General features: G+C 58.3%; 15 protein-coding genes and 1 pseudogene. 8 read left to right on the forward strand and 8 right to left on the reverse strand.

Annotated features, from left to right (window positions below):
* The first annotated feature begins 120 nt into the window (after positions 1-120).
* Positions 121-846, forward strand: a complete 726-nt coding sequence (locus tag PSH65_RS07465; protein ID WP_305425599.1) for an intradiol ring-cleavage dioxygenase — start codon at positions 121-123, stop codon at positions 844-846.
* 2 nt (positions 847-848) lie between these two features.
* Here the strand turns inward: PSH65_RS07465 and PSH65_RS07470 are convergent.
* A pseudogene (locus PSH65_RS07470) lies at positions 849-2032 on the reverse strand (aminotransferase class V-fold PLP-dependent enzyme).
* 25 nt (positions 2033-2057) lie between these two features.
* Complete coding sequence (locus PSH65_RS07475) at positions 2058-2294, reverse strand: DUF3820 family protein (RefSeq protein ID WP_007949456.1); 237 nt, start codon at positions 2292-2294, stop codon at positions 2058-2060.
* A gap of 203 nt (positions 2295-2497) precedes the next feature.
* Between PSH65_RS07475 and PSH65_RS07480 the strand changes: the two genes are divergently transcribed.
* Positions 2498-2965 (forward strand): PA2169 family four-helix-bundle protein, encoded by a 468-nt coding sequence (locus tag PSH65_RS07480; protein WP_305425600.1) that lies wholly within the window; start codon positions 2498-2500, stop codon positions 2963-2965.
* A gap of 279 nt (positions 2966-3244) precedes the next feature.
* Here PSH65_RS07480 and PSH65_RS07485 read toward each other — a convergent pair whose 3' ends face one another.
* Together PSH65_RS07485 and PSH65_RS07490 are read right to left on the reverse strand one after the other, a co-directional pair.
* Positions 3245-3715, reverse strand: a complete 471-nt coding sequence (locus PSH65_RS07485; protein WP_305425601.1) for a MaoC family dehydratase — start codon at positions 3713-3715, stop codon at positions 3245-3247.
* Between the two features lie 43 nt (positions 3716-3758).
* Positions 3759-4703: an alpha/beta hydrolase gene (locus tag PSH65_RS07490; protein WP_007902411.1), complete on the reverse strand. Its 945-nt coding sequence runs from the start codon at positions 4701-4703 to the stop codon at positions 3759-3761.
* Positions 4704-4948: 245 nt separating this feature from the next.
* On the opposite strand from PSH65_RS07490, the gene fadD2 reads away from it, so the two are divergent.
* Together fadD2 and fadD1 are read left to right on the forward strand one after the other, a co-directional pair.
* Complete coding sequence (gene fadD2 / locus PSH65_RS07495) at positions 4949-6637, forward strand: long-chain-fatty-acid--CoA ligase FadD2 (RefSeq protein ID WP_305425603.1); 1689 nt, start codon at positions 4949-4951, stop codon at positions 6635-6637.
* A gap of 381 nt (positions 6638-7018) precedes the next feature.
* Complete coding sequence (gene fadD1 / locus PSH65_RS07500) at positions 7019-8719, forward strand: long-chain-fatty-acid--CoA ligase FadD1 (protein WP_305425604.1); 1701 nt, start codon at positions 7019-7021, stop codon at positions 8717-8719.
* A gap of 219 nt (positions 8720-8938) precedes the next feature.
* Here the strand turns inward: fadD1 and PSH65_RS07505 are convergent, their stop codons facing one another.
* Positions 8939-9316 carry a hypothetical protein gene (locus tag PSH65_RS07505; RefSeq protein WP_008069134.1) on the reverse strand — a complete coding sequence of 126 codons (378 nt, stop codon included), beginning with the start codon at positions 9314-9316 and terminating at the stop codon, positions 8939-8941.
* A gap of 191 nt (positions 9317-9507) precedes the next feature.
* Here PSH65_RS07505 and PSH65_RS07510 point away from each other — a divergent pair, with 191 nt between their 5' ends.
* The 3 genes from PSH65_RS07510 (at position 9508) to def (ending at position 11350) form a co-directional block, all read left to right on the forward strand.
* Positions 9508-9699 (forward strand): CsbD family protein, encoded by a 192-nt coding sequence (locus PSH65_RS07510; protein WP_050681583.1) that lies wholly within the window; start codon positions 9508-9510, stop codon positions 9697-9699.
* Between the two features lie 170 nt (positions 9700-9869).
* Complete coding sequence (locus PSH65_RS07515) at positions 9870-10814, forward strand: YihY/virulence factor BrkB family protein (RefSeq protein WP_305425605.1); 945 nt, start codon at positions 9870-9872, stop codon at positions 10812-10814.
* On the forward strand, positions 10811-11350 hold the full coding sequence (gene def / locus PSH65_RS07520; protein WP_305425606.1) for a peptide deformylase: 540 nt from the start codon (positions 10811-10813) through the stop codon (positions 11348-11350). The genes PSH65_RS07515 and def overlap by 4 nt, the downstream gene beginning before the upstream one ends.
* A 71-nt stretch (positions 11351-11421) precedes the next feature.
* Here the strand turns inward: def and PSH65_RS07525 are convergent, their stop codons facing one another.
* Both PSH65_RS07525 and gstA read right to left on the reverse strand, forming a co-directional pair.
* Positions 11422-11841 (reverse strand): GNAT family N-acetyltransferase, encoded by a 420-nt coding sequence (locus PSH65_RS07525; RefSeq protein ID WP_305425608.1) that lies wholly within the window; start codon positions 11839-11841, stop codon positions 11422-11424.
* 365 nt (positions 11842-12206) lie between these two features.
* Complete coding sequence (gene gstA, locus PSH65_RS07530) at positions 12207-12809, reverse strand: glutathione transferase GstA (RefSeq protein WP_305425610.1); 603 nt, start codon at positions 12807-12809, stop codon at positions 12207-12209.
* Between the two features lie 99 nt (positions 12810-12908).
* Here gstA and PSH65_RS07535 point away from each other — a divergent pair, with 99 nt between their 5' ends.
* On the forward strand, positions 12909-13841 hold the full coding sequence (locus tag PSH65_RS07535) for a LysR family transcriptional regulator (RefSeq protein WP_305425611.1): 933 nt from the start codon (positions 12909-12911) through the stop codon (positions 13839-13841).
* A 71-nt stretch (positions 13842-13912) separates the two neighbouring features.
* On the opposite strand, the gene PSH65_RS07540 is transcribed toward PSH65_RS07535, so the two are convergent.
* Complete coding sequence (locus tag PSH65_RS07540) at positions 13913-14545, reverse strand: glutathione S-transferase family protein (RefSeq protein WP_305425612.1); 633 nt, start codon at positions 14543-14545, stop codon at positions 13913-13915.
* Positions 14546-14600 lie beyond the last annotated feature (55 nt).

Here is a 14600-nt window from a genome sequence, read left to right on the forward strand (position 1 = left end):
AAAGAGAAACCTGTAGGCGCGGGCAAGCCTCGCTCCTTGGAAAGAAGGCGATACATAGTTACCGCATCTCGCCGCTCGTCCAGCGCTAACCTGCGTTCATCTTATGGAAGAGAGAACGTCATGGACGACAACACTGCAATTACATCCCCACAACCGGTTTGCCAACTGTCACCCGAACAGATCGCCGGCCCGTATTTTCGAAACCCGAAACTGATCAGGCGAAACATCAGCGAAGGCATGGATGGCATCCCCTTGGTGCTGCGACTGACGATCGTCGATGCGATGACCGGTCAACCGGTTACCGGGGCGGTGGTCGATATCTGGCATTGCAACGCGCGTGGGGCGTATTCGGGCTGGAGCAAGGTCGACCCGGACAAGGAAGTCGACGTCGATGCCATCGGTTCGATCCCACGTACCGATGACGATACCTACCTGCGCGGCGGGCAATTTACCGATCCCCAGGGCGTGGTGCGATTTACCACCATCTACCCGGGTTTTTATGCCGGTCGCGCCTTGCATATTCATGTAGCGGTCCGCATCACGGCCGGCAACAACTATCTGGAAGAGCGGCATGTCGCCTGGGTCGGTCAGCTGTACTTTCCCGAGGTGGCCTCGCGGATGGTACTCAATGCTCGTGAGTACCGCGGGCGTGGCATCTGCGTGCTGAACAACGAGCAGGATGAGTTCTATCAGGGCATGGGTGGTGAAGCCTCGACCTTGAATGTCCATGCCATCGGTCGAGACTCGAACGAAGACGGCTTTTTCGGGCACATGACCATCGGTGTCGACACGTTTGCGGTGTCATCACAAATCAAGCCCGAGGACTTCGACAAATACACCGTGTGACGTCAGCGCAACTCAGTCAGCGCACGGGCCAGCAGATCCATGTCGGCTGCGGTGGTGGTGAGCCCCGGCGTAATGCGGATGCACGGGCCACACGCCGCACCGCTGCGCGCCACGGTAAACAGGTTGTAGTCGTTGAGCAGTCGCTCGACCATCACCTGCTGATCAGCATGCCGGGTAAAGCGCATCGAGGTGATGCCGCAATACAGGCGCGGGTCATTGGGGGTCATGACTTCGATCCCCGGTAACCCCCGCACGGCATCGACCCATCGGTTGCGCAGGTAATTGAGCCGCGTGCCCTTGGCGACGGAACCGCCCATGGCGTGATGTTCTTCGAACACCAGTGGCAGGGTCAGCAGGGCCGGGATGTTTGGGGTGCTGTACGGCGTGCGGGCGCGAATGTCAGTGATCGGGAAATGCATCTCGCCCATGTCCGGGTCGATATCGGCCAGGCGCTGGGGCGCGATATAAATGAACCCCAGGGTCAGCGGCGCACCGATCCATTTGTGCAGGTTGTAGCCGGCAAAGGCGATGCCCAATTCATCGAGATTGAACTTGATCTGACCCAAGGCATGTGCGCCGTCGAGAATCACGTCGACGCCATGTTCCCTGGCGGCAGCGGCAATCGCCTGCACCGGCATCACCAATCCTGTGCGATGGGTGACGTGGGTCAGGGCCATCAGCTTCAGTCGCGGATAACGCATGAAGGCTTCGCGATAAGTGGCCAGTAAACTGTCGAAACTGGCGGGGTGGCGGTGTTCGATCTCGATCACTTCCACGCCTCGATAGCGTGCCAGCCAACGCATCGCGCCCTTGACCGTGTCGTACTCCAGATCGCAAATCAGCACTTGATCGCCCGGTTCCAGGCGGTTGTAGTTGCGGATCAGCGATTGCAGGCCGTCCGAGGCATTGCGGGTGAGGGCGACGGCTTCGGCGCGGGGGCACCGATCAGCTCGGCCAGCTGCGCACGAATCTTGACGCTTTCGCCCTGTTCGAAGCGCTGGCGCACATGCACCGAGTTGCCGCGGTTGATCAGCTCGATGTTGCGCTGATACTCCTCGACCACAGTGCGCGACATGCGCCCGAAGTAACCGTTCTCCAGGTTCAGGGGGCCGGGTTCGACAGCATAGCGGTCGGCAAAGGTCTGCCAAAAGGCTTCATCGCGGGAACGGCGGGTGTTATCGGGCATGGGCAACTCGGTGAGGTAAGGCGGATCAGTGGCGAGGGGCGGGTTTGCCGTGTTTGGCGCGCAGCGGTTCGAGCAGCTCCGACAAACCGTTGTGATCGATTTCCTGCATCAAGGCCAGCAAACCGCCCAGCTCACCGTGGGGGAAACCTTCGCGAGCGAACCAGTTCAGGTACTGGCCGGGCAGGTCAGCGATGATGCGGCCCTTGTATTTGCCGAAGGGCATTTCACGGGTAATCAACAGTTCGAGCTTTTCGGGATTCATCATCAGTCGTCTTGATTCAAAACAGTCTGGAAAATACAGGCATTCTGCATGCAGGCCAAATGACAGATCATGCAAATAAAGCGGATACAGATTTCGTCTTTAAAGTTAACTTGTTGAAATATAATGAAAAATACTCAATCCGAAGCTGGCATGCAGGATGCAATTACTTATTGCATCTTTCATCAACCGCAAGGAATTGAAAAATGACCGACATCAATAAAGAAGCGATCTCTGTACTCAACGACCTGATTGAAACCTGTAAAGATGGTCAGGAAGGGTTCAAGACTTGCGCTGAAGACATCAAAAATCCAGAACTCAAAAACCTGTTCATCCAGCGCTCCGCCGACTGCGCCTCTGCCGCGGCCGAGCTGCAGGCCACTGTGCGTTCCTTGGGCGGTGATCCAGAAACGTCCACCAGTGTCAGTGGCGATATGCACCGTCGCTGGGTCGACGTGAAGGCGATGTTCACCGGCAAGGATGAAGAGGCGGTGTTGAACGAGGCCGAACGCGGTGAAGACCACGCCAAGAAGGCTTACAAGGACGCGCTGGAGAAAATCAACAAAGACAACCTGGTGAGCATTCGTGACATCGTTGAACGCCAGTATCACGGCGTACAACGCAACCACGATCAGGTGAAAGCCCTGCGTAACCAGGCTCGCGCACGCTCATAAGCGTTCGTTATCCGTCAAAAACGCCAGCCAGTCTGGCGTTTTTTGTGTTCGGGATGGTAGGAGAACGATAACGCTGCATTTACTGTGGCGAGAGGGCTTTCTGTGGCGAGGGAGCTTGCTCCCGCTGGGGTGCGAAGCGCCCCCAATCGGGCACATCTATTCACCTGTTCCAGCGCGGTGGCAGCTTTACGACTGCTGCGCAGCCGAACGGGAGCAAGCTCCCTCGCCACAGGCAAGCCACTAGCCACAGAAAGCCCCTGTCCACAGAGGCGCGGTGAATCAGCCGATGCTGATCGCCGGCAACGTCGGCAATGTCACGGTCTGTTGCTTGCGCGGCGCCAGAATCTCCGCCTCGCCATCCACCACCAACTCATCGCGTTGGTTGAACACCCGAGTGGCGATACGCACACGAAACTTCGGCAGTTTCTCGAGAATTTCCAGGCGCACAGTCAGCGTGTCGCCGATTTTCACTGGCTTCTGAAAGCTCATCGTCTGACCGATATAAATAGTCCCCGGCCCAGGCAACTCGCAAGCCACCGCCGCGCTGATCAACGCGCCGCTGAACATGCCGTGGGCGATACGCTCCTTGAACATGCTGGCAGCGGCGAATTCGGCGTCCAGATGCACCGGGTTGTGATCGCCGGACATCGCGGCGAACAACTGAATGTCGCGCTCTTCGACGCTCTTGCTGTAGCTGGCGGTCTGGCCGATTTCGAGGGCTTCGTAAGGGGTGTTGGTAACCTGGGTCATCTGTCTTGATTCCTGTGACGAATTAAAAAAATCCACAAAAAAACTATTCGGCTCTGGGTGGCCGGCGGTTGCTCAAGGCCTGGGCGATCCAGTTCAGCACATCGGCCGTCACTTCGTCGCGGTTGCTCTCGTTAAACAATTCATGCCGGGCCTGCGGGTAAATAGTCAGCTGCAGGCTCTGGCAGCCAGCGTCGCGCAGGGCGTGGGCCAGATCTTTCAGACGTTTGCCTTCGCTCACCGGATCACATTCGCCACCAATCACCAGCAACGGCAGGCCCCGATCGATCTGGGCGAGATTGGACGCTTTGCTGATTTGCTGCAAGCCACCGAGCAAATCGATCCACAGTTGATTGGTGCAGCGAAAGCCGCAGAGCGGGTCATTGGCGTATTTGTCGACTTCGGCCGGGTCGCGGCTCAGCCAGTCGAACGGCGTACGTGCCGGTTTGAATTTCTTGTTGAACGAGCCGAACGACAGCCATTCGATCAGCGCACTGCGCCCTTTGGGCCCTTGGCGCAGGCGTTCCAGACGAGCAATCTGTCGCGCTGCGCGATAGAGCGCTACAGGCTGGAAATTCGAGCCGCTGAGAATCGCCCCGTGCAGGCTGGCGCTGTGGTGCAGCAAGTAAGCCTGGGCGATGTAACTGCCCATGCTGTGGCCCAGCAGCACGATCGGCACGCCGGGATGCTGTTGGCCGATATGTTGGTTAAGACTGGCCAGGTCGCCGACCACTTTGCACCAGCCATCATCGTCGGCGAAATGGCCCAGGGTGCCGTTTTCGGCAGTTTTGCCATGTCCACGCAGGTCCGGCGCATAAACGCCGTAATCCTGATCACAGCATGCTTGCGCCAGGCGGGCGTAGCGACCGCTGTGTTCTGCCATGCCGTGGGCCAGCAGGATCACCGCCTTGAGCGGCGCGGCCGGCAGCCACTGGTTGACGAAGAGGCGGCTGCGGTCACTCGCGGTCAGCCAGAAAGTGTCGTGGATCATGGCGATTCCTTTGCGTTGGACTGCATGAGGCAGCAGGGGTGGGAAACAGCCCCGCTGCATTGTATAGCGCATCCAACGGCTACCGTCTGATCAGGCCACGCCGGGGCAGCAAGATTCACGCGATCAATGACGACCGTGCGCATATTTGCCTGTTTCACCATAGCTGCTAGTGTCCGGGAAGCACCGCTTTTCAGAAGTGACAGAAAAGCGGCCCCGGATAGGCTCAGGTAAAGAGGACAAGAATAATGCAACCTGATTTCTGGAATGACAAACGCCCGGCCGGCGTGCCCCTGGATATCGACCTTGGGGCCTATAAGTCGGTGATCGAGGTGTTCGAGCGTTCCTGCAAGAAATTTGCCGACCGCCCGGCGTTCAGCAACATGGGCGTGACCCTGACCTACGCTGAACTGGAACGCTACAGCGCTTCGTTTGCCGGTTACTTGCAAGCCCACACCGACCTGGTGCCGGGGGATCGCATTGCGGTGCAGATGCCCAACATCCTGCATTACCCGATTGCCGTGTTCGGCGCCTTGCGTGCCGGGCTGATCGTGGTCAATACCAACCCGTTGTACACCGCGCGGGAGATGCGTCATCAGTTCAAGGACTCCGGTGCCCGGGCGCTGGTCTACTTGAACGTGTTCGGACAGAAGGTCCAGGAAGTGCTTCCCGACACCGACATCCAGTACCTGATCGAAGCGAAGATGGGCGACCTGATGCCTACCGCCAAGGGCTGGCTGGTCAATACTGTGGTCGCCAAGGTCAAGAAAATGGTCCCGGACTATTCCTTGCCGCAGGCGATTTCTTTCAAAAGCGCGCTGCGTCTGGGCCGGGGCCTGGGCATCAAACCGCTGAACGTCGGTCTCGACGACATCGCCGTGCTGCAATACACCGGCGGCACCACCGGGCTGGCCAAGGGCGCCATGCTGACCCACGGCAATCTGGTGGCGAACATGCAGCAGGCGCGGGCATGCCTCAGTCAGCTGGGTACCGACGGCCAGCCGCTGCTGCGCGAAGGCCAGGAAGTAATGATCGCGCCGCTGCCGCTGTACCATATCTATGCCTTCACGGCGAACTGCATGTGCATGATGGTGACCGGCAACCACAACGTGCTGATCACCAATCCACGGGACATCAAGGGCTTCATCAAGGAACTGAAGAACTGGCGATTCTCGGCGCTGCTGGGGCTCAACACGCTGTTCGTCGCGCTGATGGACCATCCCGACTTCAAGACCCTGGATTTCTCCAGCCTCAAGCTCACCAATTCCGGTGGCACTGCGCTGGTCAAGGCCACCGCCGAGCGCTGGGAGCAGCTCACCGGTTGCCGGATCACCGAGGGTTATGGCCTGACTGAAACCTCGCCGGTGGCCTGCACCAATCCCTACGGCGACAAGTCGCGCATCGGCACGGTCGGTCTGCCGGTGCCGGGCACGACGCTCAAGATCATCAACGATGAGGGCGCCGAGCAGCCGCTGGGCGAGCGTGGCGAACTGTGCATCAAGGGCCCGCAGATCATGAAGGGCTACTGGCAGAAACCCGAAGCCACCGCCGAAGTGCTGGACGCCGACGGCTGGTTCAAGTCGGGCGACATCGCGGTGATCGACCCGGACGGTTTCGTGCGCATCGTCGATCGCAAGAAAGACATGATCATCGTCTCGGGCTTCAACGTGTACCCGAACGAGATCGAAGACGTGGTGATGGCCCATCCGAAAGTCGCCAACTGCGCAGTGATCGGCGTGCCGGACGAGCGTTCGGGGGAGGCGGTGAAGTTGTTTGTGGTGGCCCGCGAATCGGGGGTCAGCCTTGAAGAGCTGAAGGCCTACTGCAAGGAAAACTTCACGGCGTACAAAGTACCCAAGCACATCGTCTTGCGTGAGTCGTTGCCGATGACGCCGGTGGGCAAGATTCTGCGGCGGGAGTTGCGAGAGATTGCCTGATCGTTGAATGGCCGCGCATCGCGCGGATCGCGGGCAAGCCTCGCTCCCACAGGTTTAGTGTTGTGCACAAAGAATGTGTACGACGCGGACCTTGTGGGAGCGGGCTTGCCCGCGATGCTTTTAAGGGAAGAGCCCCAAAATACGGGGCTTGCAAGGCTGTATAGAATTTTTGCTCTAAAATGACCGCTTGTTAGTCTTGAGTCATTAAAGTGACTGTAGAGGCCGATTTTGGCTCTAGTCGGCCCTTGGCAAAGCTGCTACTCTCGGCGCGCTTTGTGACTTCTCGGCCTTGTTAAAAGCCAGACTCACCAATAATCAAACACCAATAATAATCGCATCAAATGCGGTATTTGAATTCGCGTTGCTGAGGAGTGGGCTTCCATGATCGAAGACTTTTGGAAGGATAAGTACCCAGCTGGAATTGCTGCCGAGATCAATCCAGACGAGTATCCGAATATTCAGGCAGTGTTGAAGCAATCCTGCCAACGCTTCGCTGACAAACCGGCATTCAGCAACCTGGGCAAAACAATCACCTACGGTGAGCTGTACGAATTGTCCGGTGCCTTTGCTGCTTACCTGCAACAGCATACCGATTTGCAACCCGGTGATCGAATCGCCGTGCAATTGCCCAACGTGTTGCAATACCCGGTCGCTGTCTTCGGTGCTATCCGCGCCGGGCTGATCGTGGTCAACACCAACCCGCTGTACACCGCGCGGGAAATGGAACACCAATTCAACGATTCCGGTGCCAAAGCCCTGGTCTGCCTGGCCAACATGGCGCATCTGGCTGAGACCGTCGTGCCGAAGACCGGCGTCAAGCACGTGATCGTCACTGAAGTGGCCGACCTGCTGCCGCCGCTCAAGCGTCTGCTGATCAACAGCGTCATCAAGTACGTGAAGAAGATGGTCCCGGCGTATCACTTGCCCAAGGCAATCAAGTTCAATGACGTGCTGAGCAAGGGCCATGGCCAGCCAGTGGCTGAAGCCAACCCGGCCAGCAGCGACGTTGCCGTGCTGCAATACACCGGCGGCACCACCGGCGTGGCCAAGGGCGCGATGCTGACCCACCGCAACCTGGTGGCGAACATGTTGCAGTGCAAGGCGCTGATGGGCTCCAACCTCAATGAAGGTTGCGAGATCCTGATCACCCCGCTGCCGCTCTACCATATCTATGCCTTCACCTTTCATTGCATGGCGATGATGCTGATCGGCAACCACAACATCCTGATCAGCAACCCGCGCGACTTGCCGGCGATGGTCAAGGAACTGTCGAAGTGGAAGTTCAGCGGCTTCGTCGGCTTGAACACTCTGTTTGTTGCGCTGTGCAACAACGAAGCGTTCCGCAAGCTGGATTTCTCGAACCTGAAAATCACCTTGTCCGGCGGCATGGCCTTGCAACTGGCCGCGGCTGAGCGCTGGAAAGCGGTCACCGGTTGCCCGATCTGTGAAGGTTACGGCATGACCGAAACCAGCCCGGTGGCCACGGTAAACCCGAACCAGAACATCCAGATCGGCACCATTGGTATTCCGGTGCCGTCGACCCTGTGCAAAGTCATCGACGATGCCGGCGTGGAACAGCCGTTGGGCGGCATCGGTGAACTGTGTGTGAAAGGTCCGCAAGTCATGAAAGGCTACTGGCAGCGTCAGGACGCCACCGATGAAATACTCGACAGCGAAGGCTGGTTGAAGACCGGTGACATCGCGCTGATCCAGCCCGATGGCTATATGCGCATTGTCGATCGCAAGAAAGACATGATCCTGGTCTCCGGTTTCAACGTGTACCCCAATGAGCTTGAAGACGTGCTGGCGACCCTGCCGGGCGTGCTGCAATGCGCAGCGATCGGTGTGCCGGACGAGAAGTCGGGCGAGGCGATCAAGATTTTCATCGTCGCCAAACCGGGCGTGATCCTGACCAAGGAACAGGTGATGGAGCACATGCGCGCCAACGTCACCGGCTACAAGGTACCCAAAGCCGTGGAGTTCCGCGACGCGCTGCCGACCACCAACGTCGGCAAGATCCTGCGCCGCGAACTGCGCGACGAAGAGCTGAAGAAACTGGGCGTGAAGAAAGTCAGCGCCTAGTCAAACAAAAGCCCCGCAGATGCGGGGCTTTTGTTTGCCTGCCAGATCGAGAGCGCTTTTGTGGCGAGGGAGCTTGCTCCCGCTCGACTGCGCAGCAGTCGTTAAAGCTGCCATCGACCTGATCAGGTCAGGTGAATCGAGGTGCCTGATTTGGGGGCGCTGCGCACCCCAGCGGGAGCAAGCTCCCTCGCCACAGTAGTCCTCAGTACAGACGGGTGGTTACTGCCGGAACTGCGCGAAATTGACGTTGGTACCCGCCGGGCGCATGTCCTGCAGGTAGGAGTCCTTGTCGGCGCTCAGTTCCAGGCTCAAGGCTGCCTTGCGTTTGCCCTGATTGCGCACCACCAGGCCTTCGAGCTTCTCGCGCAGGAACACCGTCGGCACTTTCAGGTGCAGCAGTTCGTCGGTATCCGGGGTGTGCATCAGCAAGTGAATCCATTCGTACTGACCAACGGCCAGGCGTGCGACCGGGATATCGAACCAGAAAATGTTGCGGTTACGGTTCAATTCGGTGAAATGGCAGTTGTTGACGCCAAGCACAGCACCGCCGAGTTCCTGGTTTCTGCGGGCAATGGCCTGCTTTTTATCGAGTTTCATAACATTCCTACGGGATTGGATCTTCAGCGCCATGGCCTGAATACGTTGCGCATTCTCGGGGCAAAGCCTGCAAACATAAAGCCTAACCGGCGAAATGTCCGGTGAATAAATAAATGAAACTCCGTGCAAAGGCTCCCGGTCAATCCTTGTGTAACCACTTTCCCCGTTGAAATGTTCACAGGAGAAATACCATGAGCAGCACTGGCGATAAAGTTAAAGGCATGGCAAACGAAGCGGCCGGCAACGTCAAGCAAGGCGTCGGCAAGGCCACTGGCAACGAAAGACTGCGCTCCGAAGGCGTGGCGCAGGAGAGGAAGGGAGAAACCCAGCAAGCGGTCGGCAAAGCCAAGGATGCTCTTAAAAAAGGCATCGACAAGGCGTAATGCCGCGTTTGACGAGTAATAGGAACGGCCATCCGCGGATGGCCGTTTCTATGTCAGCTTGAACTTGAGCAAGGAAATTGTTTCAAAGTCGCCAAGTACGCTACTTTGTTGTAGAAAACGGCCCCTGAGTCGCCATGACTTCAACCTTTTTGCGGCGAAAGGAGACGCTAATGTTTTTTCCGACCATGAAAGGTCTGCCCCTGCATCGGGTGATGATGCGCACGATCACCGAGTTCGTCGCCGACGAGATGTCGACCTATGCCTCGGCGCTGGCCTATCAGATGCTGTTCTCGCTGTTCCCTTTCATCCTGTTCCTGATCGCCCTGATTGGTTTTCTGCATTTGCCGGACTTCTTCTCCTGGCTGCGCCTGCAATCGGAACTGGTCCTGCCGCCCCAGGCGTTGGAGCAGGTGAACCCGGTGATCGACCAGCTCCAGCAATCCAAGGGTGGTTTGCTCTCGGTGGGTATCGTGATCGCCCTGTGGACCGCGTCCGCTGGTGTGCGGCTGATGATGAGCGCAATGAATGCCGCGTACGACGTGGTCGAAGGTCGTCCGGTCTGGAAGCGTTTTCCATTGTCGATTTTCTACACCATTGGCATCGCCGGCATGTTGCTGATCGCTGCCGCGCTTATGGTGCTCGGGCCGCAGGTGATGGGCTGGATCGCCGCACAAGTGGGCCTCGAAGATTTCATCGTAACCTTATGGACCATTGTGCGCTGGCCGGTGATCGTGATTCTGTTGATGATGGCGGTGGCGCTGATTTACTACGTCATGCCCGACGTCAAACAAGAGTTTCGCTTCATCACCCCGGGTGCGGTGTTGTCCGTGGTGGTCTGGATCATCGCGTCATTGGGCTTCGGTCTCTACGTCAAAACCTTCGCCAACTACAACGCCATGTATGGCAGTATCGGCGCGATCATCGTGTTGTTGTTGTACTTCTATATTTCGGCCGCGGTGCTGTTGCTCGGCGCGGAAATGAACGCGGTGATCGAGCACATGTCCTCCGAAGGCAAGAAACCTGGCGAAAAGGTGCCCGAAGAACCCAAACACCACGTTTCGGGACTGGGACGGGACCACTCAATCAAGCCGACCACTGACGAAGCCATAAAATGATCCGTGAAATTCTGAAAATGGGCGATGAACGCCTGCTGCGTATTGCCCCACCGGTGCCGGCAGAAATGTTCGACAGCCCTGAGTTGTGGCAATTGATCGACGACATGTTCCAGACCATGGAAAGCGTCGGCGGAGTCGGCCTGGCCGCGCCGCAGATCGGTGTCGACCTGCAACTGGTGATCTTTGGTTTCGAACACAGCGAACGCTATCCGGACGCCGAAGCGGTGCCGCAGACGATTCTGATCAATCCGTTGATCACGCCATTGAGCCCGACCCTCGAAGAGGGGTTCGAAGGCTGCCTGTCGGTGCCGGGCCTGCGTGGTGCGGTGGATCGTTATCAGCAGATTCGCTATGAAGGCTTCGATCCCAAGGGCGAGCCGATCGTGCGCGTTGCCTCGGGATTTCATGCGCGGGTGGTGCAGCATGAATGCGATCACCTGATCGGCCGGCTGTACCCGTCGCGCATCCGTGATTTCAGCAAGTTCGGGTTTACCGAGGTGATGTTCCCGGACCTGGACCCTGCGGTGGATGACTGATACCGCCCTTCGAATCCAACACAAAACACTGTGGGAGCGGGCAAGCCCGCTCCCACAGGGATTGTGTCGTTTCAAAGAGCGCGCGGTTCCAACCCCATGGCAATCATCGGTTTGCTGCGCGCATAACGGCTCAACCGTTCAGCCATGGCGTAGGGCAGGGGCGGGTCGAAGGTAAAACCGCGGCGCTCATAAAAGCCACGCAAATCCGGATGGCAGAACAACCAGACCGGTGCTTGCACATCCTTTACCGCTTCGGCGATCAACCTGGCGGCAATTCCCTGTTCGCGACAACCCGGATCGACGAACAGCCCGGTCAGCCAATGCCCGCCGGCCACTGGCCGCAAACATAACGCCGCAATGATCACATCGCGTTTTGCCACCCACAGCCGAGCGTCGCGGACCGCCTTCATCGACGATTGGTGGGCGCGGTAAAACTTGTTCATCAACGGCCATAACGGCTCGTCGAGCAAGGTGTACTGAGTGTTGGGCATGGGTTCGGACTGTCGGTACGCAAAGCGGGTGATTATAAAAGAACGCGGGCGCCGCGATAGGTGTATACCTGATCTCACGTCCCGTATGAGTGGAGTATGTATCATGGCCAAAGGCATGGATTCAAAGAAAGCGGCAAAGAAGAAACCGGCTAAAACCGCCGATGAAAAACGTGCGGACAAGAAGGCCAAGAAGGTGGGCGTGTTCGGCCACTGATCCCGCGTCAACGGAGCCCGAGTCCTCGGGCTCCTTGTTTTTATGCCTATCGAAATAACCAGATAATCTGCAAGAAATCCCTGCGCGGTGGCACAGAGGCGGACAGGTTCCCGTTCTGAGCAAAGGCTTGCCCGCGAAGCGATTCAGCGCCTTACACCAACTCCGCCGCCAACGCCGCTTTCACGCTTGGCCGCTGATCAACCCTCGCTTGAAACCGCGCCAACGCCGGCCAATCATCCAGATCAATCGCAAATAGCCGAGCCCACCGCAACACCGTAAACAGATACGCATCGGCAATGCTGAACCCTCTTGCCATCAGATAATCCTGCCCCTCCAGCGTCTGGCTCAACACGACAAATCGCTTGAACAGCTTCTCTTTGATGAGCGCTTTCACATCATCCGGAAACTGCGAATTGAACAGCCAACCCAGCCCGCCATGAATCTCGGTCGAAACGAAGTTCAGCCATTCCTGCAAACGCACCCGCTCGAACGTCCCGTTCGCCGGTGCCAGGTGCGCCTCGGGACGCAGATCCGCCAGGTACTGCAGGATCGCCGGGCCTTCGGTCAGCACATCTCCATTATCCAGCCGCAACGCCGCGACGTAGCCTTTTGGGTTAATGGCCAGGAAGTCCTCGTCGGTGACGGTTTTCTTGGTGCTGTTATCGACACGTTCCAACTCGAACGGCAGCTCCAGTTCGCGCAGTACAATGTGCGGCGCCAAAGAGCAGGCTTGCGGGGCGTAATACAGCTTCATGGGCGGGGCTCTGGTTGTGGATTTGCGCCAGTGTCATAGTGCGCGGCGCGCTCGGTAAAATTAATCTTTCAGAAAACTGCCATTAGGAAAGCTACTGCCATGATGAACCTGATGCACTGGCGAATGGTGGTGGCGGTGGCCGATACCGGCAACATTAGCCGGGCCGCCGAGCGGGTCGGCATGACCCAGTCCGGTGCCAGCCAAGCGTTGGCCTTGATCGAAGAAACCCTGGGCGTTCAGCTGTTCAGCCGGGAAAACCGTCAGACCTTGCCGACCGCCATCGGCTTGCCTGTGATCGAACAGGCGCGAACCATGCTCGGTGCTCTCGAGAACATTCGCAGCACCGTTGATGCCACTAAAGATATCCAGCGAGGGACGATTCGCCTGGCCAGTTTCCCTTTGGTGCTGGCGACCTTTCTGCCGCCACTGCTGCGTCAGTTCAATCGGTTGTATCCCGGCATTCAAGTGGTGGCGCTGGAGGTCAGCGACGATGAAGTGGAAACGTTGCTCAGTGCAGGGCTAGTGGATGTCGGTGTGGCGTTGAACCCGGCGCCCGCGCGCAATGCCGGTCGTTTGGGGCGTGATGCCTGGGTGGCGGTGCTGCCCGGTGGCCACCCCTTGGCGCGCCGCTCGAATGACGAGGGCGTTTCATTGGCGGAACTGGCGGAGCAACCCTTTGTGCTGGCCACGGGCGGTTGTTCGACCAATGCCCGCAGCCTGGCCGCCGACGTCGGGCTGCAACTGCTGGATGTGCGGGCCGAGGTGCGAGAGTGGAGCAGTGCGTTCACTCTGGTGCGGGAAAATATCGGCGTGACCCTGGTGCCGGAAATGACCCTGCCGAATAATCGCCAGGGTTTGCGTGTAGTGCCTGTGACGCCGCGTATTGATCGCGAGTTTGCGTTAGTGGTTGCGCCTGACAAAGAACCAACGGCAGCGGTGCGGGCACTGTTGGGAATGCTCGCAGACCGCAATCCATGTGGGAGCGGGCTTGCCCGCGATGGCAGCGTCACATTCAACACATTCGTCGACTGACATTTCGCTATCGCAAGCCCGCTCCCACAGGTTTCGCGCCTGAACTGGGCCAGTAAGTCGTTCGGTCGAAATCAAGGCACGCCATTACAGGCGTGTGTCATGAACCCCGGCCGCTGCGCCAGTCGTTGGCAATACGCGTCGACGGCGGGGTAATCCGGGCGCTCCATCGGTGTCATGCGCCAGCGGTTGACCGACAGCCCGATGAGGATATCGGCCAGCGTGAAGCGTGGTCCGGCAACATACGCGCCGGTCTCCGCGAGTTGCTGTTCGAGGATGCCCATCTTCGCGTTCCAGCCGCGAACGCCATCAGCAATCCGCTGTGAGTCCTGGAAATCTGGCGATTGCCGGACCAGTGCAAAAAAGGCGTAGCCCCACGACGGGTTGAGTTCGGTGGCTTGCCAGTCCATCCATTGCTCCACGCGAGCGCGTGCCGCCGGTTCGATGGGTAACAGGTCAGTGTTTTGGTGTTTGCCGGCCAGGTACCGGCAAATGGTATTGGATTCCCACAGCACACCGGCTTCATCGATGAGCACTGGCACCTGTGCGTTGGGGTTGAGCTGGAGAAATTCCGGGCTCTGGGTCGATGCGAAACCGCTGCCCCAGTCTTCACGTTCGTAGGAAACGCCCAGTTCGTCGCAGGTCCACAGGACTTTTCTGACGTTGATTGACGACGCTCTACCCAAAATCTTCAGCGTATGTCCCATTGAGCTTCTCCGTTTGCTGTTCCAGGTATCGGGAATCTAGCACGCGGAGCGTGGG

Source organism: Pseudomonas sp. FP603, assembly GCF_030687415.1.
In the GTDB taxonomy this organism is placed as follows: domain Bacteria; phylum Pseudomonadota; class Gammaproteobacteria; order Pseudomonadales; family Pseudomonadaceae; genus Aquipseudomonas; species Aquipseudomonas wuhanensis.